The following is a 22353-nucleotide window of genomic DNA, read 5'->3' as shown; positions in this document are numbered from 1 at the left end:
CGTGGCATACCGTAATCAAGACGCGATCTTAGACATTCACGACCGCCCGTCTCTCGGGCACTGGGTCGGCTTATCCATTCAGCACCTGTTCGCCATGTTCGGCTCCACCGTGTTGGTGCCGATTCTCGTCGGCCTAGACCCAAGCATTGCCTTGTTCTCAAGCGGGGTCGGCACCCTGATGTATATCCTGATCACGCGGGGCAAGATCCCGGCCTACATGGGGTCGAGCTTCTCCTTCATCGTCGTGATGCAAGCGTTGATGAAAGGGGCAGGCTATCCCGCCATTGCGCAAGGGACCATCGCCGTCGGGTGCGTCTACCTCGTGGTCGCCTTGATCGTTAATTTTGCCGGTAGCGCATGGATCGATAAGGCCTTGCCACCGGTCGTGGTCGGTCCGATCGTGATGGTGATCGGCCTGAGCCTGGCCGGGACCGCCGCGACTGACGCAACGATGCGCGCCGTCAGCGCCACCGAGAGCGTCTATGACCTGCGCTACTTTGCCGTCGCCCTGATCACCCTCGGCGCGACCATCGTCTACAACATGTACCTGAAGAAATTCATCAGCCTCCTGCCGATCCTGCTGGGCCTGGTGACCGGCTATCTGGTCGCGATCGTGGTGGGGCTAGTCGATTTTGGCCCCGTCGCGTCGGCGGCGTGGTTCTCGCTACCGGCGTTCCAGATCCCATTCGTCACGTACCACCCGCAATTCTACTGGGGTGCGATCATCTCGATGGCGCCGATCGCCTTTGTCACCATGACGGAGCACATGGGACACATCATGGTGCTCGATGAGATGACTCACCGCAACTTCTTCAAGGATCCGGGTTTGAACCACACGCTGGCTGGTGACGGTACCGCGTCGATCATCGCTGGTTTTGTTGGCGGGCCCCCAGTCACGTCGTACGGTGAAAACATCGGGGTGATGGCGATGACCAAAGTCCACAGCGTCTACGTGCTCGGTGGGGCAGCTTTCTTCGCGATCCTGTTCGCCTTCATCGGCAAGCTCTCTGCCTTGATCCACACGATCCCAAGTCCGGTGATCGGGGGCATCTCGTTTCTGCTGTTCGGCGTTATCGCCAGCAATGGCCTCAAGGTGCTGATCGACAACAAGGTCGACTTCAGCCAAAAACGTAACCTGATGATTGGGGCCACGATCCTGGTCATCGGCATCGGCAACGCCACGTTGAAGATCAAAGGCTTCGAGTTCTCCGGCTTGGCACTGGCGACCGTGATTGGCATTGTCATGAATTTCGTCTTACCCGCACACGCAGCCAATGAGGAGGCCCCGGCTGATGCAACAGACACCCACTAAGCTCGACCATTTCGTCTCCGCCGACCAAGTCGACCCAAGCCTTGCGATGCGCTTGATCGCCCGCGCGGCCGCCTTCAAGGCCGGCGCCACACCGACGCTCCCGCAACCGACGTACGTCGCCAATCTATTCTTCGAGAACAGCACCCGCACCCACACCAGCTTCGAGATGGCTGAGCGCAAACTTGGCATGACCGTCTTGCCGTTCGAGCCCAAGACCAGCTCCGTCACCAAAGGGGAGACGCTGAGTGACACGCTTCGGACGCTGGCGGCGATCGGCACCCAAGTTGCCGTGATCCGCCACCCCCAAGACGACTACTACACGCCCTTGATCGCAGAAGACATCCCATTACACCTGGTCAATGCAGGCGACGGCGCGGGGCAGCATCCCTCACAGATGATGCTGGACCTGATGACGATCTATGAGGAATTCGGGCACTTCGACGGACTGACGGTCGGGATCGTCGGCGACTTGACGCATTCACGCGTTGCCCACAGCGACATGCAACTGCTGACCGCGCTCGGCGCGACCGTGGTCTTCTCCGGCCCGCAGACCTGGTACACGCCTGAGTTTGAGGCGTATGGTGCTTATGTCCCGTTAGACGACCTGATCCCACAAGTCGATGTCTTGATGTTGCTGCGCGTCCAGCTGGAGCGCTTGAGTCCAGCCGAACTGACCGAATTCGACGCAGCGAGTTACCACGACCGCTTCGGGCTCACCGCGGCGCGGTACGCCCAGATGAAACCAGGCGCGATCATCATGCACCCAGCCCCCGCCAACCGTGACGTCGAGCTCGCTGGGTCGCTGGTCACGGCACCGCGCAGCCGGATCTTCACTCAGATGACCAACGGCGTCTTCATGCGCATGGCGATGCTTGAGCTCGTCTGCACTCCCTGAAGTCTTGACCCGCAGCCCACACACCGTGCGCTGCCTCAGAAAGGAAACCTGACAATGAACACGTTGATCCAAAATGCGATCGTGGCCGACCGCCATGTTTTTAAAGGGGACATCCTGATCGAGAACGGCCGGATCAGTGCCCTCGGGCAGCATCTCAGTGCACCGGCTGGCACGACCGTGATCGATGCCGCCGGTGCCACCGTGATGCCCGGCCTGGTAGATGTGCATGTGCACTTCCGCGAACCCGGCTATACGCACAAAGAGACGATCCGCACTGGCGCGCAAGCCGCGGCACATGGCGGTTTTACGACTGTCGTGGCCATGCCGAACCTCGATCCGGTACCAGACAATGTGACTGATCTGGCCGCGTTGATCGCCAAGAACCATCACGATGCGCAGATCCACGTCCAGCAGTTCGCCGCGATCACACACGGGCTACGGAGCACGAATCTGACCGACTATGCGGCGATGAAGGCTGCCGGAGCCCTCGGGTTTTCTAATGACGGAGTCGGCGTGCAAGATGCGGCAACGATGTATCACGCGATGAAGGGGGCCGCGGCTGTCGACGCGCCGATCGTCGCGCACATCGAAGACAACGGGCTGGTCGACCATGGGGTGATCAACGCCGGCCCCAAAGCGCAGGCCCTCGGCCTACCCGGGATCAACCACGTGAGTGAGTCGGCCCAGCTGGCACGCGATCTGACCCTTGCAGAAGCGACCGGGGTGCATTACCACGCTTGTCATGTCTCGACCAAGCAGAGTATCGAACTGATCCGCGACGCCAAGGCGCGCGGGGTCCACGTCACGGCTGAAGCGACGCCGCACCACCTGTTGCTCGACGATGGCCACATTCCCGGTGACGACCCGATGTTCAAGATGAACCCGCCGCTGCGGTCCGAAGCTGACCGCCTCGCGCTGATGGATGGTCTGCGCGACGGCACGATCGACTTGATCGCGACCGATCACGCGCCGCACACCCAGGCCGAAAAAACGGGCTCGTTCCGCGACGCTGCCTTTGGGATCGTTGGGAGCGAAACCGCGTTCGCGCTGCTGTACACCAGCTTCGTGCGTTCCGGGTGGTGCACCCTCAAAGATCTGATCGGCTGGATGAGCACCAAACCGGCAGACGCCTTTGGGCTGGACGCTGGCCGGATCAATATCGGCGCACCGGCTGACTTGACCATCGTCGATCTCGACCACGCGTACCAGATCGATCCGCGCACCTGGCGCTCCAAGGGCCACAACAGCCCGTTCATCGGGCGGACCGTCTACGGCAAGGTCCTGTGGACCCTAGTCGACGGCGCGGTCGCATACCAAGAGGAGGGAACCCTGTGAAGCGTTACTTGATCTTAGAAGATGGCAGCGTGTTTGCTGGTGAAGGTTTCGGTGCACCGACGGTGACGACCGGTGAGATCGTCTTCAACACCGGGATGAGCGGCTACCAGGAGACGATCACCGACCAGAGCTACAACGGGCAGATCATCACGTTCACCTACCCGTTGATCGGTAACGCGGGGATCAACCGCGACGACTACGAGAGCATCAATCCGACGACCAAGGGCGTCGTCGTGCGCGAGACCGCGCGAGTGACCGGCAATTGGCGCGCGCAGATGAGTCTCGATGAATTCCTGCGCCGCAAAAAGATCCCAGGGATCAGCGGGATCGACACTCGGGCGCTGACCAAGCGGCTGCGGGAGGCCGGGACCATGAAGGCGAGCATCGTCGATGCCGCCGATGCGCACGCCTTCGATCAGCTCAAGGCGCTGGTCCTGCCGCGCAATCAAGTCGAGCAAGTCGCGACGACTCAGGCCTATCCTGCACCTGGCACCGGCAAAAACGTGGCCGTGATCGATTTTGGCCTGAAGCACAGTATCCTGCGGGAGCTCTCCAAGCGCGCCTGCAACCTGACCATCCTGCCGCCGACCGTAACGGCTGCCGAGGTGCTGACGCTGAACCCAGACGGGGTGATGCTGACGAACGGCCCCGGCGACCCCAAGGACGTCCCTGGGGCGCTTGAGCTGATCCGCGGCATTCAAGGGCAGATCCCGCTCTTCGGGATCTGCCTCGGCCACCAGCTCTTCGCCCTGGCGAACGGGGCGGACACGTTCAAGATGAAGTACGGGCACCGCGGATTCAATCATCCCGTTCGGGAGATCGCGACCGGCCGGATCGACTTCACGAGTCAGAACCACGGCTTTGCGGTCGATCCTAGCAGTATCGATCCCGACGTCTTGCTGGTCACCCACGAAGAGATCAACGATCACACCGTCGAGGGGCTCCGTCACCGGCTATACCCCGCGTTTTCGGTTCAGTTCCACCCGGACGCCGCGCCTGGCCCGCACGATGCCGACCACCTCTTCGATGAATTCATGGAAATGATGGATGCCCATGCCCACCGCAAAGGAGTCGAAAATGCCTAAACGTCAAGATATTCACAAGATCCTCGTGATCGGCTCCGGGCCGATCATCATCGGTCAGGCCGCTGAGTTCGACTACTCTGGGACGCAAGCCTGCCTCGCGTTGAAAGAGGAAGGGTACTCAGTGGTGTTGGTGAACTCCAATCCCGCCACGATCATGACGGATAAGGAGATCGCAGACAAAGTCTACATCGAACCCCTGACACTCGAGTTTGTCAGCCAGATCCTGCGTAAGGAACTACCTGACGCGATCCTGCCGACGATCGGTGGCCAGATCGGACTGAACCTCGCGATGAGCCTGGCCAATAGTGGGATCCTAGACGAGTTACACATCGAGCTTCTGGGCACTAAGCTCAGCGCGATCGACCAGGCGGAGGACCGTGAGCTGTTCAAGAACCTGATGAAGTCGCTGAACGAGCCGATCCCAGAATCGACGATCGCCCACAGCTTCGAAGAGGCACAGGCTTTTGCCACCGAGATCGGGTATCCGGTGATCGTACGCCCAGCCTTCACCATGGGGGGGACCGGCGGCGGGATCGCCAAGACGGAAGCCGAACTCGCGGTCATCTGTGACAACGGCTTGACCCTGAGCCCAGTTCACCAGGTGCTGATCGAGCGCTCCATCGCCGGCTACAAGGAGATCGAGTTTGAGGTGATGCGCGACGCCGCGGACAACGCGATCGTCGTCTGCAACATGGAGAATTTCGATCCCGTTGGCATCCACACCGGTGATTCCGTCGTGTTCGCCCCGGTCCAGACGCTGACAGATAAGGAAGTGCAGATGCTGCGTGACGCCAGCCTGCGGATCATCCGCGCGCTGAAGATCGAAGGGGGCTGCAACGTGCAGCTGGCCTTAGATCCGCAGTCCTTCAAGTACTATGTGATCGAGGTCAACCCGCGAGTCAGCCGCAGTTCAGCCCTCGCCAGCAAGGCGACCGGCTATCCAATCGCGAAAATGGCGGCCAAGATCGCTGTGGGTCTGACCCTAGATGAGATCCAAAACCCGATCACCGAGGCAACCTTCGCCGAGTTCGAACCGATGCTCGACTACGTGGTCGCCAAGATCCCACGCTTCCCGTTCGACAAGTTCGAAAGCGGTGACCGCACGCTAGGCACGCAGATGAAGGCGACCGGTGAGGTGATGGCGATCGGCCGAACGATCGAAGAATCGCTGCTCAAGGCCGTCCGCGGACTGGAAGTCGGTGCGACCCACCTCTGGCGCGCGACCGATGCGACGATCGACGATGAGACGCTGACCGCGAAGATCATCACGCCCAACGATGACCGGCTCTTCTTCCTCGCCGAGGCGTTCCGGCGTGACTACACGATCAGTGAGCTCAGCGAGCTGTCTGGGATCAACCCGTTTTTCCTCGACAAGATCAACCACATCACTGAGTTGGAAGTCGAGTTGCGCGCCAACGTAGACGACCTCGCGCTTTTGACCATCGCCAAACGTAACGGGTTCGCAGACGCAACAGTCGCTGACTTGTGGCACACGACGGCAGACGCGGTGCGCGACCTGCGCAAGCAGCACGGCCTCGTTCCGGTCTACAAGATGGTCGACACCTGCGCCGGTGAGTTTGCCAGCACCACCCCGTACTTCTACAGCACGTACGAGCAGGAGACCGAATCGGTGCGTGATCCGCGCGAAAGCATCCTAGTGCTCGGCTCAGGCCCGATCCGCATTGGGCAGGGGGTCGAGTTCGACTACGCCACGGTCCACTCCGTCAAGGCGATCCAAAAAGCGGGCTACGAAGCGATCATCATGAATTCCAACCCCGAGACTGTCTCGACCGACTTCTCGATCTCGGACAAGCTTTACTTCGAACCGCTGACCGTTGAAGACGTGCTCAACGTGATCGACCTCGAGCAACCCCGTGGTGTGATCGTGCAATTCGGGGGCCAGACCGCGATCAACCTCGCGGCGCCGCTGGCCGCCCACGGGGTCAAGATCCTGGGCACCAGCCTAGAGGACCTCGACGCCGCTGAAGACCGGGATCGCTTCGACGCGATCATCAACGACTTGAAGATCCCGCAACCAGTCGGGGACACCGCCACGGATAAGGCTGGCGCGGTCGCGATCGGCAACCGGATCGGGTACCCGGTCTTGGTCCGCCCAAGCTATGTGCTGGGTGGCCGGGCAATGGAGATCGTCCACTCCGAAGCGGAGCTCGCGAATTACATCGACCGGGCCGTGTCTGTGTCGAACGATCACCCGGTGTTGGTCGACCAATACCTCGTCGGGACCGAGTGCGAAGTCGACGCGATCACCGACGGGACGACCGTGGTGATCCCCGGGGTGATGGAACACATCGAGCGCGCCGGGGTCCACTCCGGGGACTCAATGGCCGTCTACCCACCGCAAGACTTCAGCCCGGCCGTCTTGGCCCAGATCGAACGCGACACGATCGCGTTGGCGAAGGCGCTCAAGTGCATCGGGATCATGAACATCCAGTTCATCGTACGCGACGAGCAGGTCTACGTGATCGAAGTCAACCCGCGGGCCAGCCGGACCGTACCGTTCTTGAGCAAGGTGACCGACATCTCAATGGCGCAACTCGCCACCCAGGCGATCCTCGGCCAGGATCTCGCTACGTTAGGGTTCAGCTCCGGTATCCAGCCGGTCCGCCCAGGCGTGCACGTCAAGGCTCCAGTGTTCAGCTTCTCCAAACTCAACGCAGTCGACAGTATGCTCGGTCCTGAGATGAAGTCGACCGGTGAGGTGATGGGGTCCGATCTGACGCTCGAAAAAGCGCTGTACAAGGCCTTCGAGGCCAGCCACACACACCTGCCGAGCTACGGGACTGCACTGTTCACCGTCGCCGACGCCGATAAACCCGAGGCAGTCGCCTTGGCCAAGCGGTTCCGTGAAGTCGGCTACCAGATCGTCGCGACCCAAGGGACCGCCGCGGCACTGGAAGCTGCCAGTGTCCAGGTGACCACGATCGCTAAGCTTGGGGAAAGTGGTGAAAACGCGATCCTTGATGCGATCGCTGACCACAAGCTCCAGCTGGTGATCAACACCACCAGCGCGGATCGCGCGGCAACAAGCGACGGCTACCGTATCCGTCAGGCGGCGATCGCCCACGGCGTCCCGCTGATGACGAGCCTCGACACTGCAACGGCGATCGTGCGCGTGCTTGAAAGTCGCGCATTCACCACGCAGGCGCTATAATGACGACAGTTAGCGCTGACTATCGGGTCGCCATCAAGGAGGAGTTCGTCATGCAACCGATCATCGCACTTGATTTTCCCGCGCTGGAAGACGCGACCGCGTTCGTGCGGCGCTTCGACCTGCACCAACCCTTGTTCGTCAAAGTTGGAATGGAGCTGTTCTACGCTAGCGGGCCGCAGATCATCAGCGCGCTACGTGCGGTGCGGCCCCTGAACATTTTTCTCGACCTCAAGCTCCACGACATTCCCCACACCGTCGAGCGCGCAGCCTATCAGCTCGGACGCCTCGGCATTCAGCTGACCACTGTGCACGCCGCCGGTGGGCAGCAGATGATCGCCGCGGCTAAGCGCGGCTTGCTGGCCGGGGCGGCAGACGCGGGTCTCCCGCCGGCACGCCTGCTCGCGATCACGCACCTGACCTCCAGTGATCAGGCGATGTTGACCACAGAGCTGCAGATCGACGTCCCGATCGCCAGTGCAGTTCAGCATCTGGCCGCAGTGGCGCAGGCGGCGGGGGCCGACGGCGTCGTCGCGAGCGCTCAGGAGCTTCCGCTGATCCGCGCGGTGACCGCCCCAGATTTTCTCGTCGTCACGCCGGGTATTCGCCCCGCAGACGCCGCGGTGGGGGATCAGGTCCGCGTAGTCACCCCCGCAGAAGCTGCTCGACTCGGGAGCAGCGCCATCGTGGTCGGCCGCCCGATCACTCAAGCATCCGATCCGCTGGCGGCTTACCGTCAGATCAATCAAGAATGGAGTACCGCACATGTCTGATTATGAAACCCAAATCGCCGCTGACCTCCTCACGATCGGTGCCGTCAGCTTACGGCCATCGGCGCCGTTCACTTGGGCCAGTGGCATCCTCAGTCCGATCTACACCGACAATCGCGTGACGATCTCCTACCCCGAAGTGCGCAGTCGCATTGCAGCCGGATTGGCGGCGTTGATCCAGGCGCAGTTCCCGGCTGTTGAGGTAATCGGCGGCGTTGCGACGGCAGGGATCCCACACGCCGCCTTGGTCGCCGACCGCCTGGGCTTACCGATGGTCTACCTGCGAAGCAAACCCAAGGACCACGGGGCCGGCAAGCAGATCGAAGGGGCCTTCACGCCGGGGCAAAAGCTGGTCTTGATCGACGATTTGCTGAGCACCGGGGGATCGGTGCTCAAGGCGGCCGAAGCTGCCCGTCGGGAAGGCGCAGATGTGATCGGCGTTGCCGCCATCTTCAGCTATCAGCTACCGGCGGCCGATCAGAACTTTGCCGCCGCGCAGATCCCATTCGACACCCTGACGAACTACACGACGTTGATCCACACCGCTAAGGACCGCGGGACCGTCACCGCAGAAGAGCTCGACTTGCTCAAGGCCTGGCGGCGCGCACCCGAAGTATGGGGCCGCTAAAGGCCAACAAAAGAAGCACCGATGACGCGGCCAGAGCCTGTCATCGGTGCTTCTTTCGCTTATCACGCCCGGTCGGTCACCGGCCGGTGGCGCAGTTGCGCCACCTGTGCCGGGTCAGGCGTCGCCGTGACGGTGCGCTGACCCTCATAGACGACGAAGCCCGGCTTGGCGCCGTTGGGTTTGCGGATCTTCTTGACTTGGATCCAGTCCACCTGAACATTCGCGCCGTTGCGGCTCTTCGAGAAGTAAGCCGCCAGCATGGCGGCCTCCGCCAGAGTCTGCTCGCTCGGCACGGCATCATCGATGATCACATGCGAGCCAGGGATGTCCTTGGCGTGTAGCCAGATGTCGGTTTTTTTGGCTTTGCGGAGCGTCAGCTGGTCGTTTTGGAGGTTGTTCTTGCCGACCCAGATCTTGGTCCCGTCGCTGGCGTAGAACTCCTCGGGCTGGGCGAGCTTGCGCTTGAGCGGTTTCTTGCCTTTCTTCTGGCGCTTGAGGTACCCGCCATCTTCCAGCTCAGTCCGAATGTCTTCGAGGTCCTTGGGGCTAGCGATCTCGATCTGTGCCATGATGCCGTTGAGATAGTCGAGTTCACGCTGGTTTTCCGCCATCTGCTCGTGCACGTACGCGACCGCGTTACGTAGCTTCTGATACTTAGCAAAGTACTTCTGCGCGTTTTGAGACGGGGTCAACTGGTTCGACAGCGTGATCTCGATCGGGGCCATCTCCGCGTAATAGTTCGGTAGGGTGACCGTGGTCATCCCACGCTCGACCTCTCGCAGGTAGGTCGTCAAGATCTCCCCGCGAATGCGGTAGTCGTCTGCCTTAGCGGTTTCTTGAAGCGTCTGTGCGAGCTTCTGCTGCTTCTTGACGTCTTTATCAATGACCGTCTTGAGCACGTGGATGATATTGCCGCCCTGGTTCTGGACGCGATCATGCTCGGCCTTTTGCGCATAAAACCCGTCGAGCATCGCCGACAAGGTCTCAAAGTGTTGCGGCTGCCCGTCGAGGGTGAGGTACGGCACTGCCGAGAAGCTGACCCGCTTGCCGGTGGTGATCGTCGGGTGGGGCTGATCGAAGCCGGCGATGAAGTCGGCCCAGGCACGATCCGCGGGGCCGCCCGTCAGCCGTTGGGCGAGTTCCTGAGCCGAATCCACTGCCAGACCTTGATAATGGCGCTGCAATAACTTGGGGAGCGGAAGATCGGTCGCCTTCATCAACTCACGGTAGCCGCGGCTGGTATCAGTGAACGGATCCACCTTGTCTTGCCGTGGCGGAGCAACGTAGGTCGCGCCTGGCATCAGCAGGCGGTAGCGATTCTGATCCGTCCCGACGTGCCGGATCAGGTCGATGATCTTGCCGGTGTTCAGGTTGACCAGGGTGATGTTACTGTGTCGGCCCATCAGCTCGACGACTAAGCGGAGCGTGAGGTCATCCCCGAGCTCATCGCGCGTGGAGAAGTCGAGGTGTAAGACCCGGTCGGTCTCGACTTGGACTAGCCGCTGCAACGTGGCGCTGGCCAGGTATTTGCGTAACGTCATCGTGAAGTTGGTCGGGACATCCGGATTCGTGTAGGGGATCTGGGTGACCTGAACTCGGGCATACTGCGGGTGTGCAGACAGCAGGAGTGGCCAGTTCTTCCGGTTGGCCCGGATCCCGAGGATGACCTCATTGGCGTACGGTTGCGTGATCTTGTTGACGCGGCCGCCGACGAGCAGGGTCGCCAGCTCGCGCTGCATCGCATGTGTGAAGAGCCCATCAAATGACATAAGTGCCTCCAGGGGCGCCATTGCGCCGATTTTTCCGTAAAAGCTTCAGGTCTTATTGTACCGTTTTTCATATCTCGGCGCAAAACGCCGGGCGTGTCACCGGTGGTTTTTGCGCCGAAGTCATTCAAAAATAACGTCATTCATGGTATGGTTATTGAAGCTAATCGAAAAGAAGTGGGTGAGCACATGAAGATCGCAGTCGTCACAGACAGCACGGCATACCTGACCGAACAGCAGGTCACCGCTAACGACATCAAGGTCGTCCCGATCCCCGTCATCCTAGACGGCAACGTGTACGACGAGGGCAAAGACATCACCGCCCCTGAGTTCTACGCCAAGTTGCGCACGGCCAAGACGTTCCCGAACACTTCCCAGCCGCCGCTGGGCGAGATGCTCAAACTCTATGAAAACCTGGCCAACGAAGGCTATGACACCATTCTCAGTATCCACCTTGCCAGCACGATCTCCGGGTTCGTCAACACGCTACGCGGTGCCGTCAGCGAGGTCAAAAACGCCCATGTGATTGTCTATGACTCTCAGATCACTGTGATCTTGATGGGCGAGCTCGTCTTGACCGCCGCTCGGATGGCTAAGGCCGGCAAGTCAGCCGATGAGATCGTCGCCGCGTTGGACGACTTGCGCACGACGATCGGAGAATACTTCATCGTCAACGACTTGCAGAACCTCGTGCGTGGCGGCCGGCTGAGCAATGCGGCCGGCTTCATCGGGGGGATGCTGAAGATCAAACCCCTGCTGACCTTCGATGACGATAGCCACAAGATTGTGGCGTTCGAAAAGATCCGTTCGCTCAAAAAAGCTTATGCACGTGTCGAGGAGCTGTTCCAGACCGCACTAGATGCGACCGACTACCCGGTCAAGGCCTGGATCATCGATGCCAATGACCCGGAGGCCGGGGACGCTTGGCAAGCCGAGCTACAGGCCAAGTTTCCATCGGTCAAGTGGGCGCGGTCCTACTTCGGCCCGGTGATCGGCACCCACTTGGGCGAAAAAGCCATCGCGCTGGCCTGGATCCGCGACACGACGACCGACTAACGCCAAGCGCGACGCCAACTGCCGGCGTCGCGTTTTTGCGCCAATGACATAACAGAGAGGAAGGGCAACGTATGTTTTTGACGACACCCGGCCACAGCGGCCGGATCTTATCCACCGACACCGTCTACACTGGCCCGATCTTTTCGGTCCTCAAGCAGACGATCGACACCCCCGATGGGCTTCGCGTCACACGTGACTTGATTCAGCACGCGCCCGCTGTGGCGATGCTGGCGCTGACCGTCGACGACCAGGTCTTAGTCAACCGCGAGTATCGCGTTGGGGTCAACCGCGAGTCATTCGCCTTGCCGGCTGGCCTGATGGAACCGGATGAAACGCCGACTGCCGCCGCTATGCGCGAGCTGGCAGAAGAGACCGGGTACCTGGCCCAAGCGGTCACGCCGTTGGTCGCGATCCATTCGAGCGAGGGGATGACCGACGAGCTCGTCCACCTGATGCTGGTGACCCTCGATGTCGACCAGCGGACGGCGCGCCATTTTGACCAAGACGAGTTCGTGACGACTGCACTGGTCCCACTCGACACAGTTATCACCGCGATGCGTGACGGTCGGATCACCAGCGCTCAGAGCGTCGCTGCGCTGAGCTACTACATGGCGTTCATTCGCCCCACTCAAGACGAAGGAGCACGGCGGTTTGAAAAACATTAAATTCATTGCGACGGACATGGACCACACCTTGCTGACCGAGGCCGGCACGCTCCCCCCGCACTTTGAAGCCTATCTGGACCGACTCGAAGCACTCGGGATCCAGTTCGCGATCGCCAGTGGCCGCCCACTGTACACGCTGCAGAACCTGTTCCCCAAGCATAAAGACCAGCTGACCTTGATCAGCGACAACGGCGCGGTCGTCTGCCATCGTGGTGAGATCATCGCCAAGTCTCTGCTGGCACCAGCAGATTACCAGGACATGGCCCGCTTCATCAAACACCAGACAGATGGCCGGCCACTGGTCTGCGGACTGACCGCCGCGGTCGCCGAGGCGGATGACCGGGCCTACGACGCCGTGTACCGAGAGTTCTACCACAACCTTGACTACGTGGCAGACACCGCCCAATGGCAGGGTGAAGCCGACAAAGTCACGATCTATCTGCCCAACGACGACGCGCAGGCGACCTTCACCGAGCAGATCGCGCCACGCTACGCGGAGCGATTCTCTGCGACTGTGTCCGGCCCCGTCTGGATCGACCTCATGCCTAAGGGGATCAACAAGGGGACGGCCATCCGCGCAGTCGCCGAGCGACTGCAGATCGATCTTGGCGACATGATGGCGTTCGGCGACACGTTCAACGATGCCGAGATGCTGGCGACCGTCGGCCACGGCTACCTCGTGGCCAACGCCGACCCGGGCATGGTGCCTTACGCCAAGTATCGCACCGGAAGCAACGAAGACTACGGCGTGCTCCAAGTACTCGACCAGGTCATCGACGCTAAGGACTGACACGCACAGGCGGTGACGGTCGCATTGCACAGCGCACTCGGTTGACCATCTGCTCTGCGGCAACATCAGGGGGCGGGCGACTGTGGCCAGCGTTGCACAGGCTGGCCGCCGTCGGTCACGCGACGGGTAGCGTCTCGTGCACCAAAAAAGGCCGATCACTCGGCCTTAAGCTCACTCTGCCAGCTGCGCTTCCAGCCGGTGCAACCCAGCCTGAATGGCAGACTGAGGCAGCCCACCCGCGGCTAACGTCGCATCGCTGTACCGCGCGAGCGCCGCGTAAAACCAGCGCCCCAGCACCAAATAATCCTGCGGGGGCATCGCGTAGCGGACCCGCTGAAATAACGCATCCGCCTTGGCGAACTGTTGCGTCTCGATCAGCTGCTCAAGCTCAGTCTGGTAGGGCAGGGTCGCCGCTTCTGCTTGCGGCCAGACGATCGTTGTCTCCGGCGCGTCACCGCTCCCCCCGAGCAGGTAATGCAGCCCCTGCGCGAACCCCTTGATCTGGCGCATCAACCAGTCATCATCTTCTCGTTGTTGCATCTGCACCTCGCCTCCTTACCGGCAGTATACGCCCTGGCGTCGGCACTTGCACGTCATATGTCGGACAGGCAAGAAGGGACCTTCAACCATGTTAATCACCCCGTATACGACGCAAGCGATCACGCTGATCGGTGCGCCCACTGACACGCAACGCCTACTCGCACACCGCGATCAAGCGATGCTGCTCGGCACAGCAACTGGGCCGCTCGCGGCGTTCACCACTTGGCGCAACCCGATGCACCCATACCTGCTCAACTTCACCTTTGCCCTGACCGCTGCTGGTCAGGCGTACGATCAAGCTGAACTTGCAGATGCACTCCTGTCGGCGACCACCGCGCGCGCTAAGGCCCTCAAGGCCCGGGGCCTGATCACGCGCACAACTGCCACAACGACACCACTGATCTCCGCCATGGTCTCTCGTGGCCTGCGGCGGGTCCGCACCACCTTCAATCCGGTGCTCAGTCTGGCGACAGCTGCGCTGCCCTCGACACCACTGCCGGTCGGCACGACCCTGCACAGCAGCACCGCGCTAGCGCAGCAACCTGCGTTGCGCGACGCATTGCTCACGCGCACCTATGAAGCCTACGCACTCAGCCATCGGATCAATCCGGTGGCCCCCTACAACGCGGGGCGCTGGGCCGCAGTGATCCTCGATGATCTCGTCGCAGACGTACCGCTATTGCTGACCCACCAGGGAGAGCTGAAGGCTTACTGCTTGATCTACGCACACGACGCGCAGCAGGTCGATTTTGGCTACGCGTGGGGCGCCGACGCTGACTGGCTCGCCCCGTTAGCCGAACAGACGATCAGTAGCCTGAGCGGCTTGTACCAGACCCTCAACGGCGAGTTTGACGACACCGATCCAGGCGCCTTACAAGTCGCTCGACTATTTCCTGCCGCGACGCGGACAGACAACGAGCTGGCCGCCTACACACTGGTTTTTTGATCCTGAAGAAGGGACCGTGACAAAAGTCATGGTCCCTTCTTTGTGTCCGACGATTCCAGCAGCCTGACGGTCCCGTCAGGCCCAGGCGGCCAGGACGCCCAGGGCCGTCGCCCGGGCGGTGAGCAGCGCGACCCCGTGACTCAAGGCCCAGTAGTTCAGTGGATCTCGGCTCGTCTGGTGCGCCGCCGTGTTGATCACAGCCCACGGCGTCTGCTGCGCCAGCGGTGTCGTTGCCACTTGCAAACCGGCCGCAGTCAAGCCGGTGACGAGTTCGCGGTCTTGGGCCGCCGTCGGGTCCAGCAGGACGGTCTGACCGGTCTGCGGGCGAGTCAGATGGTAGCTATCCGTCAGCGCTTTGTCCAGCGCGGCGGCGAAGGTCGCCGCAATCCCGATCGTTTCACCCGTCGATTTCATCTCTGGGGCCAATGCAGTCGGTAACCCGGGTAGCTTGCCGAAAGAGAAGACCGGCGCCTTGACCGCGACGCGCGCCGGGGCAGGGGGGCAGCCGACCGGCAGCCCCAGGTCGGCGAGGCGCGCGCCGAGCAGCAGGTGCGTCGCGAGCTGGGCCAGTGGCCGCCCGGTGACCTTGCTCATGAATGGGACTGTGCGGCTAGCCCGTGGGTTCACGTCGATCACGTACAGGCGGTCGGCGACGATAAACTGCACGTTCATCATCCCCTGAGCGTGGACCGCCAGCCCGATCTTCGTCGCCGTGGCGATGATTGCTTGCTGTTGCACCGTCGTCAGGTGCTGCGGTGGGTACACGGCGATCGAGTCGCCCGAGTGAATCCCTGCACCTTCCACATGCTCCATGATCCCGGGAATGAACACCTGGTGCCCATCGCTCAGCAAGTCGACTTCACACTCGATCCCCTGAACCGCATGGTCGATCAAGATCGGCTGGTGCGGGGCGGCGTCGATCGCTTTTTGGACATACTCGGCCAGGGCCGTTGGGCTGTCGACGACCGCCATTGCGCGGCCGCCAAGCACGTAACTCGGCCGAACCATCACGGGATACCCGATCGTCGGCGCGATCGCCTGCGCGGTCGCGAGGTCCGTCGCAGTCGCACCTGCTGGCTGAGCAATCGCTAGCTCAGCCAGCAGGGCCTCGAACGCATGGCGATCCTCGGTCTGCGCGATGCCAGCCAACTCGGTCCCCAGCAGCTTAACGCCGTGTGCCACCAGTGCGGCACTCAGGTTGATCGCCGTTTGGCCGCCGAACTGCACGATCACGCCCAGCGGTTGTTCCAGCGCGATGATGGCCAAGACATGCTCGACGGTCAGGGGCTCAAAGTACAGTTTGTCAGAGACCGAAAAATCAGTCGAGACCGTCTCAGGGTTGTTGTTGACGATGATCGCGTGGTAGCCAGCAGCCTGCAGCGCTTGGACACAGTGCACGGTCGTGTAATCGAACTCCACCCCTTGGCCGATCCGGATCGGCCCCGAGCCGATCACCAAGACACTGTGACCCAGCGGCACGCTTTCGTTTTCACCCGGGAAGTGCGTGCTGTAAAAGTACGGGGTCGCACTGGCAAACTCACCGGCGCAGGTGTCGACCATCTTGTAGACCGGCGCAGGCGCCAGCGCCGCCACGTCATCGAGCGCACAATCCATTGCCGCCGCGATCATCTCGTTACTGAACCCAGCTTGCTTCGCAGCCTCGACGGCCGGTGCGGTACACGGCGTGTGATGCAACGCCTGCAACGCTGCCCAAAGTCGCGCGAAGTGATGCAGGAAAAATGGGCTGATCTGCGTCACCGCGGCTAATTGATCACTGGTCCACCCCTGGTGCAAGGCGCTGAAAAGGTGAAAGAGCCGCTGGTCAGTAGGGTGGGTGAGCGCGTCGACCAGTGCCGCGTCATGGCACTCGACTGCTGGCAACAGCGTCGTCTGCAGGGACGGCGTCGACTCAAGTGAGGCAATCGCTTTGAGCAAGGCCTCGTCGAAGGTCGTGCCGATCCCCATCACTTCACCGGTCGCCTTCATCTGCGTGCCCAACGTCGGCTCAGCGGTGGTGAACTTATCGAACGGGAGGCGCGGGAGCTTGACGACCACATAGTCCAGTGTCGGCTCGAACGCGGCAAAGGTGGTCTTCGTCACCGGGTTCTGAATCTCAGCCAGACTCAACCCCACCGCGATCTTCGCGGCGATCTTCGCGATCGGGTAGCCGGTCGCCTTGCTAGCCAGTGCGGAGCTACGACTGACGCGCGGGTTGACCTCGATCACGTAGTACTGGTCGGTGTCCGGGGACTGCGCCAGCTGCACATTGCACCCGCCACGAATATCCAGTTCACCGACGATCGCCAAGCTGGCTGTCCGTAATCGCTGATAGGTCGCATCGTCTAGGGTCTGCGACGGGGCGACCACGATCGAGTCGCCAGTGTGGATACCGACCGGGTCAACGTTTTCCATGCAGCAGACCGCGATCGCCGTGCCCGTTGCGTCGCGCATCACCTCGAATTCGATCTCCTTGAACCCTGCGATGCTCTGTTCGATCAGGCACTCGGTCACTGGTGACAGGCTAAGCCCGCGCGCTCCGATCTCGCGCAACTCAGCCGGCGTGGTCGCAATGCCACCGCCGCTCCCCCCGAGCGTGTAGGCGGGGCGCACGATCACTGGGTAGCCGACGGTGGCGGCAAAGGTGAGGGCATCGTCGAGCTGATGCACCGTCAGGCTTGCCGGGATCGGCTGCCCCAACGTCGTCATCAACTGCTTGAACGCTTCGCGGTCTTCGGCCTGCTCGATCGTCGCCAATCCGGTCCCGAGCAGTTGCACGTTATAGGTGTCCAACACCCCCGCTTGGTCTAAGGCGACAGCCAAGTTGAGCCCGGTCTGGCCACCCAGCGTCGGGAGCAAGGCATCGGGGCGCTCTGCTGCAATGATCTTCGTCAGGGCCGGAACGGTCAATGGTTCGAGGTAGACTTGATCGGCGATCTCCGCATCCGTCATGATCGTGGCCGGATTGGAGTTCACTAGGACCACCGTATACCCCTCCTCGCGTAGGCTCAAACACGCCTGGCTCCCAGAATAGTCGAACTCGGCAGCTTGACCGATGACGATCGGACCGGATCCGATCACAAGGATCTTATGAATGCTCAGATTTTTAGGCATAACGGGTCACCTTTTCCTGCATGAGTTGGTTGAACCGGGTGAAAAAGCCTGTCGCGTCTTCTGGCCCCGGCTGTGCTTCCGGATGAAACTGGACTGAAAAAGCGGGGAGGTGGCGCAGCGCCAGACCCTCGATCGTCCCATCATTACCTTCGACGGCGGTCACGACCAGATCCGTGCCGGCCAGCGAGCTCGGCATCACCGTGTAGCCATGATTCTGACTGGTGATAATCGTCCGCCCGCTATCGAGCAGCGTAACGGGATGATTGATCCCACGGTGACCGAATTTCATCGGTTGAGTCTGGGCCCCGTTGGCCAAGGCGAGGAGCTGATGCCCCAGGCAGATGCCAGCCAGTGGGTACCGCGCCTGCAGCGCCCGGATCAGTGGCAAACAGGCAGCGTAGTCCGTCGGGTCACCGGGGCCGTTGGACAGTAAGAGCCCATCCGGTTGCAACGCAACGATCGCCGCTAGCGAACACTGAGGCGCGACGACCGTCACATCACACCCATGGGCCAACAACTGCGCCTCGATTCCAGCCTTGGCGCCAAAGTCCAGCACGACCACGTGGTGGGTGGCGTGCGGTGCCTTCATCGTCGCGGCGACCGGCGTCGGCCACTTGTGCCGCTGGGAATGGAGCGCCGCATACGTCGAGTCGAACGAGGCCGTTAGCGGTGCATCGAGCAACAGCGCCTTCATGGTGGCGCAGGTCCGGATGTGTTTAGTCAGCGCCCGCGTATCGATCCCCGCGATGCCGGGGACGCCTTGCGTAGTCAAAAATTGGGCCAGTGTCTCACCCGTCGGGCCCGGTTCGTTCTCCAGTGTATGCACGATCGCCGCCTGGCAGACGGCGCGTGGCCCCTGATCACGACGCGGATCAACGCCATAGGTCCCGATCAGCGGGTAGGTGAAGGTCAGGAGCTGATCGGCATAGGACGGATCCGTCAGCGCCTCCTGGTAGCCGACCATACTGGTATTGAAGACCAGTTCGCCGACCCCGACACCAGGCGCGCCGAACGCCGTCCCGGTGAACTGGGTGCCATCTTCTAAGTAGAGAAATTTTGCCATCTGGGCCACCTCGATTTTTATACACAATATATGCGAATAATCATTGTGTACAGTTAACGCTACGGTGGGTGAAATGTCAACTCATTTCGGCTTATTATGCATATTTCCGCGTTTAAACCCGGATTTATTGGATTTTTTTCGCATATTTATTGCTAAAAGCTTGCCATTCAACCGCGGGAGGGGTAGACTACGTTCATCCAATATCGATGCATTTTCTTGAAATGAGGGCGACAATCATGCACGTAGCGCTGATCGGGGTCACCGGCTATGCCGGCACAACCCTATTCCAACTTCTCTCCACCCATCCTGCAGTCGACACGATCCACTGTTACGGCCACGACCTGACCGCTGCGGTGCCGCTGGCCACTGCGGTCCCGGCGCTGCGCTTCCTGGCGCCCGCCGCCCAGCTCGAACCGTATGCCCCCGAGACCGTAATGGCCGATAACGACGCCGTCTTTTTCGCGACCTCGGCCGGGGTCACCAGCCAGCTCGCGACCCCGTACTTGGCCGCGCAGTTTCCGGTGATCGATCTATCCGGTGATTTTCGCCTCCATGATCCTGCGACCTACACCGCGTGGTACCACAGACCTGCTGCCTCCGCCGATGCGCTTGCGCAGGCGTACTACGGGCTGGCCGAGTTCGGTGATGCCGCCGATCACCCCTATATCGCCAATCCGGGCTGCTACGCGACGGCGACGCTGCTGGGGCTTGCCCCGCTGATCCAGCACCACTTGATCGATCCTCAGACGCTCGTCGTGGATGCCAAGTCCGGGACCTCTGGTGCGGGCAAAACGCTCAGTGAGATGACGCACTTCAGCAATACGAATGAGGACGTGCAGCTGTACAAGGTCAACGAGCATCAACACATCCCCGAGATCGTCCAGCAGCTGCACGCCTGGGACCCGACGATCACGAGCCTCCAGTTCACGACGACACTGATCCCGGTGAGCCGCGGTATCCTCAGTACGATCTACGCCAAGGCCACGCCGACGCAGGCCGCGGCGGTGTCGGCGGCGTTCACGACAACTTACGCCGACCAGCCGTGGGTCCAATACCTCGGGCCCGCACTGCCAACGCTGAAGACCGTGGTCGGCTCGAACTACTGCGCGATCGGGACCCGCTACAACCCGACCACCCACACCCTGATGGTCGCCAGTGTCATCGACAACTTGATCAAAGGGGCTGGCGGTCAAGCGATCCAAAACTTCAATCAATACTTCGGCCTGCCCGCAACTGCTGGATTACCGGCCCTCGTCACAATGCCTTAGGAGGCGCGACATGCAAGTTTCTGACACATTTCTTTGGCCACAAGGCTATTACACCGATGGGTTGAACGCCGGGATGCGGCACCACAAAAACGACATGGGCTGGCTAGTCTCCAGCGTTCCCGCCGCCGCGGCCGGAACTTACACCACGAACCAGTTTCAAGCAGCCCCGACCAAGATCATGAAGCATCTGATCGGCACGCATCACCAGCTGCAGGCGATCATCATGAACAGCGTCTGTGCGAATTCCTGCACCGGCGCGCAGGGCACGGCCAATGCGCAGACCGTGCGTGAATGGGGGGCGGCGAAGCTCGCAATCCCAGTCGACCTCGTCGGTATCGCGTCAACGGGCGTGATCGGCACGCAGCTACCGATGGCGAAGCTGCAAGCTGGCCTGGCCCAGCTTCAGCTAACGCAGGACCAGGCCGTCACCACCGCGATCATGACGACTGACACGCACCCCAAGACCTGCAGCGTGACGCTGACGATCGACGACCAGCCGGTGACGATCACCGGGTTTGCCAAAGGGTCGGGGATGATCCACCCAATGATGGCGACGATGCTCGGCTTCGTGTTCACCGATGCAACGATCGACGGGTCAGTCCTGCAGGCCCTGTTATCCCAGACCGTCGATGAGACCTTCAATCAGATCACCGTTGACGGCGATACCTCGACCAATGACATGGTCGTGGCGCTCGCCAACGGGCAAGCCCACACCCACCCCTTGACCCCGACGCACCCCGCATACCCCGAATTCGGCGAAGCGCTCAAGGCCGTGCTCGCTCACCTAGCGCAAGGCATCGCTGCTGATGGGGAAGGGGCGACCAAGCTCGTCGAAGTCAACGTCACCGGCGCAGCGACGCATGCCGAAGGGCAGATGGTCGCCAAGGCCGTAGTCGGCTCTAACCTGGTCAAAGCCGCGCTGTTCGGCAACGACCCGAACTGGGGCCGGATCATTGCCGCGATCGGTCAGACGCACGCAACGGTCGACACTGCGCACACCGCGATCGCGCTGAATGGGATCCCGCTGGTGCACGACTCGCTGGAAGTCCCGTTCGATGAACCCCAGGTCAAAGCCAGCATGGCCGCGGCCAAGGTCACCGTGGATGTGGCGCTTGGTGCCGGGACTGCCTCCGGGCAAGCCTGGGGCTGTGACCTGACTTACAACTACGTCAAGATCAACGCGTCATACCGCAGCTAGGAGGCCCCATGAACGATCTGATCATCATCAAGCTCGGTGGCAACGCCGCCACCCAACTGACCCCGGCATTTTTTACGCAACTCAAGGCTTGGCATGCGGCCGGTCAGCACCTGCTTCTGATCCACGGCGGCGGGCCCCAGATCAACGCGTGGAGCGCCAAGATGGGCTTGCACGCCCACAAGCTCGCCGGTATCCGGGTCACTGACCCTGCCACGCTTGCAGTCACCCAGGCCGTGCTGCTCGGGCTCGTTCAGCCGACCCTGTGCCAAGCCATCGCACAGGCTGGACTGCCGGTCATCGGCTTGAACACCACCGATGAGCAGCTACTGGTCGGTGAATACCTTGATCAGCACCAATACGGCGAGGTTGGGCAGGTCACGGCGGTGAATGCTGCCTACCTGCATGACATGCTGCGCCACCACGTCGGAGTGCTCGCCCCGCTGGCGCAGACCACGCAGGGGCAGATGCTGAACGTGAACGCCGACATGGCAGCGGCCAGCATCGCCCAGGCGCTACACCCCGCCAAACTGATCCTGCTCACCGATGTTCCCGGCGTCTTACGCGACGGGGCGGTCATGCCGAGCGTCACGACCGGTGAGCTCGCCGAGCTGATCCGCGCCGAGGTGATCACCAGCGGAATGCAACCCAAGGTGAACGCGGCAGCCACTGGCGCCCAAAGCGGCGCCAGCGTCGTGATCACCGATGATCTGACCCACCCCGGCACAGAGATCCGCATCGCCGGCTGACCCCAAGGAG

General features: G+C 61.5%; 18 protein-coding genes. 14 read left to right on the top strand and 4 right to left on the bottom strand.

Features of this window, described 5'->3' with window-relative positions; all coding sequences use genetic code 11:
- The first annotated feature begins 1 nt into the window (after position 1).
- Genes HII33_RS08720 through pyrE form a run of 7 tightly spaced genes read left to right on the top strand, consistent with a single transcriptional unit; the run spans position 2 to position 9194 of the window.
- Complete coding sequence (locus HII33_RS08720; RefSeq protein WP_179395416.1) at positions 2-1312, top strand: solute carrier family 23 protein; 1311 nt, start codon at positions 2-4, stop codon at positions 1310-1312.
- Positions 1293-2207 (top strand): aspartate carbamoyltransferase catalytic subunit, encoded by a 915-nt coding sequence (locus HII33_RS08715; RefSeq protein WP_179395415.1) that lies wholly within the window; start codon positions 1293-1295, stop codon positions 2205-2207. Before HII33_RS08720 ends, HII33_RS08715 begins: the two co-directional genes overlap by 20 nt.
- Positions 2208-2261: 54 nt before the next feature.
- A complete protein-coding gene (locus HII33_RS08710; RefSeq protein ID WP_179395414.1) occupies positions 2262-3542 on the top strand; it encodes a dihydroorotase in 1281 nt (426 codons plus the stop codon).
- Entirely contained in the window at positions 3539-4627 is a 1089-nt protein-coding gene (locus tag HII33_RS08705) for a carbamoyl phosphate synthase small subunit (RefSeq protein WP_179395413.1), read from the top strand. The genes HII33_RS08710 and HII33_RS08705 overlap by 4 nt, the downstream gene beginning before the upstream one ends.
- Positions 4620-7799, top strand: coding sequence for a carbamoyl-phosphate synthase large subunit (gene carB / locus HII33_RS08700; RefSeq protein ID WP_179395412.1), 3180 nt, complete (start codon positions 4620-4622; stop codon positions 7797-7799). The genes HII33_RS08705 and carB (HII33_RS08700) overlap by 8 nt, the downstream gene beginning before the upstream one ends.
- A gap of 50 nt (positions 7800-7849) precedes the next feature.
- Positions 7850-8569 (top strand): orotidine-5'-phosphate decarboxylase, encoded by a 720-nt coding sequence (gene pyrF / locus HII33_RS08695; RefSeq protein WP_179395411.1) that lies wholly within the window; start codon positions 7850-7852, stop codon positions 8567-8569.
- Entirely contained in the window at positions 8562-9194 is a 633-nt protein-coding gene (gene pyrE / locus HII33_RS08690) for an orotate phosphoribosyltransferase (RefSeq protein WP_179395410.1), read from the top strand. Before pyrF ends, pyrE begins: the two co-directional genes overlap by 8 nt.
- A 62-nt stretch (positions 9195-9256) precedes the next feature.
- On the opposite strand, the gene HII33_RS08685 is transcribed toward pyrE, so the two are convergent.
- Positions 9257-10963: an NFACT RNA binding domain-containing protein gene (locus HII33_RS08685; protein ID WP_179395409.1), complete on the bottom strand. Its 1707-nt coding sequence runs from the start codon at positions 10961-10963 to the stop codon at positions 9257-9259.
- A 186-nt stretch (positions 10964-11149) separates the two neighbouring features.
- On the opposite strand from HII33_RS08685, the gene HII33_RS08680 reads away from it, so the two are divergent.
- The 3 genes from HII33_RS08680 (at position 11150) to HII33_RS08670 (ending at position 13471) form a co-directional block, all read left to right on the top strand.
- Positions 11150-12016 (top strand): DegV family protein, encoded by an 867-nt coding sequence (locus HII33_RS08680; protein WP_179395408.1) that lies wholly within the window; start codon positions 11150-11152, stop codon positions 12014-12016.
- Positions 12017-12087: 71 nt separating this feature from the next.
- Positions 12088-12681, top strand: coding sequence for an NUDIX hydrolase (locus HII33_RS08675; RefSeq protein ID WP_179395407.1), 594 nt, complete (start codon positions 12088-12090; stop codon positions 12679-12681).
- Positions 12668-13471 carry an HAD family hydrolase gene (locus tag HII33_RS08670; protein ID WP_179395406.1) on the top strand — a complete coding sequence of 268 codons (804 nt, stop codon included), beginning with the start codon at positions 12668-12670 and terminating at the stop codon, positions 13469-13471. The genes HII33_RS08675 and HII33_RS08670 overlap by 14 nt, the downstream gene beginning before the upstream one ends.
- 171 nt (positions 13472-13642) lie before the next feature.
- On the opposite strand, the gene HII33_RS08665 is transcribed toward HII33_RS08670, so the two are convergent.
- Positions 13643-14011, bottom strand: a complete 369-nt coding sequence (locus tag HII33_RS08665; protein WP_179395405.1) for a DUF6483 family protein — start codon at positions 14009-14011, stop codon at positions 13643-13645.
- Positions 14012-14099: 88 nt separating this feature from the next.
- Between HII33_RS08665 and HII33_RS08660 the strand changes: the two genes are divergently transcribed.
- The gene (locus tag HII33_RS08660; RefSeq protein WP_179395404.1) at positions 14100-14957 is read left to right on the top strand and encodes a hypothetical protein; all 858 of its coding nucleotides are present in this window, start codon (positions 14100-14102) and stop codon (positions 14955-14957) included.
- A gap of 75 nt (positions 14958-15032) precedes the next feature.
- Here HII33_RS08660 and carB (HII33_RS08655) read toward each other — a convergent pair whose 3' ends face one another.
- Together carB (HII33_RS08655) and HII33_RS08650 are read right to left on the bottom strand one after the other, a co-directional pair.
- Positions 15033-18068: a carbamoyl-phosphate synthase large subunit gene (gene carB, locus HII33_RS08655; protein WP_179395403.1), complete on the bottom strand. Its 3036-nt coding sequence runs from the start codon at positions 18066-18068 to the stop codon at positions 15033-15035.
- Positions 18061-19131 (bottom strand): carbamoyl phosphate synthase small subunit, encoded by a 1071-nt coding sequence (locus HII33_RS08650; RefSeq protein ID WP_179395402.1) that lies wholly within the window; start codon positions 19129-19131, stop codon positions 18061-18063. Before HII33_RS08650 ends, carB (HII33_RS08655) begins: the two co-directional genes overlap by 8 nt.
- Before the next feature lie 236 nt (positions 19132-19367).
- Here HII33_RS08650 and argC point away from each other — a divergent pair, with 236 nt between their 5' ends.
- Genes argC through argB form a run of 3 tightly spaced genes read left to right on the top strand, consistent with a single transcriptional unit; the run spans position 19368 to position 22343 of the window.
- Positions 19368-20399: an N-acetyl-gamma-glutamyl-phosphate reductase gene (argC, locus tag HII33_RS08645; RefSeq protein ID WP_179395401.1), complete on the top strand. Its 1032-nt coding sequence runs from the start codon at positions 19368-19370 to the stop codon at positions 20397-20399.
- Between the two features lie 10 nt (positions 20400-20409).
- Positions 20410-21597, top strand: coding sequence for a bifunctional glutamate N-acetyltransferase/amino-acid acetyltransferase ArgJ (argJ, locus tag HII33_RS08640; RefSeq protein ID WP_179395400.1), 1188 nt, complete (start codon positions 20410-20412; stop codon positions 21595-21597).
- An 8-nt stretch (positions 21598-21605) separates the two neighbouring features.
- Positions 21606-22343: an acetylglutamate kinase gene (argB, locus tag HII33_RS08635; RefSeq protein WP_179395399.1), complete on the top strand. Its 738-nt coding sequence runs from the start codon at positions 21606-21608 to the stop codon at positions 22341-22343.
- The last annotated feature ends 10 nt before the right edge of the window (positions 22344-22353 follow it).

This window comes from Lacticaseibacillus absianus (assembly GCF_013407595.1).
In the GTDB taxonomy this organism is placed as follows: Bacteria; Bacillota; Bacilli; order Lactobacillales; family Lactobacillaceae; genus Lacticaseibacillus; species Lacticaseibacillus absianus.
Note: the sequence above shows the minus strand (reverse complement) of the source record. Positions and strands in the feature narration are given on the sequence as shown.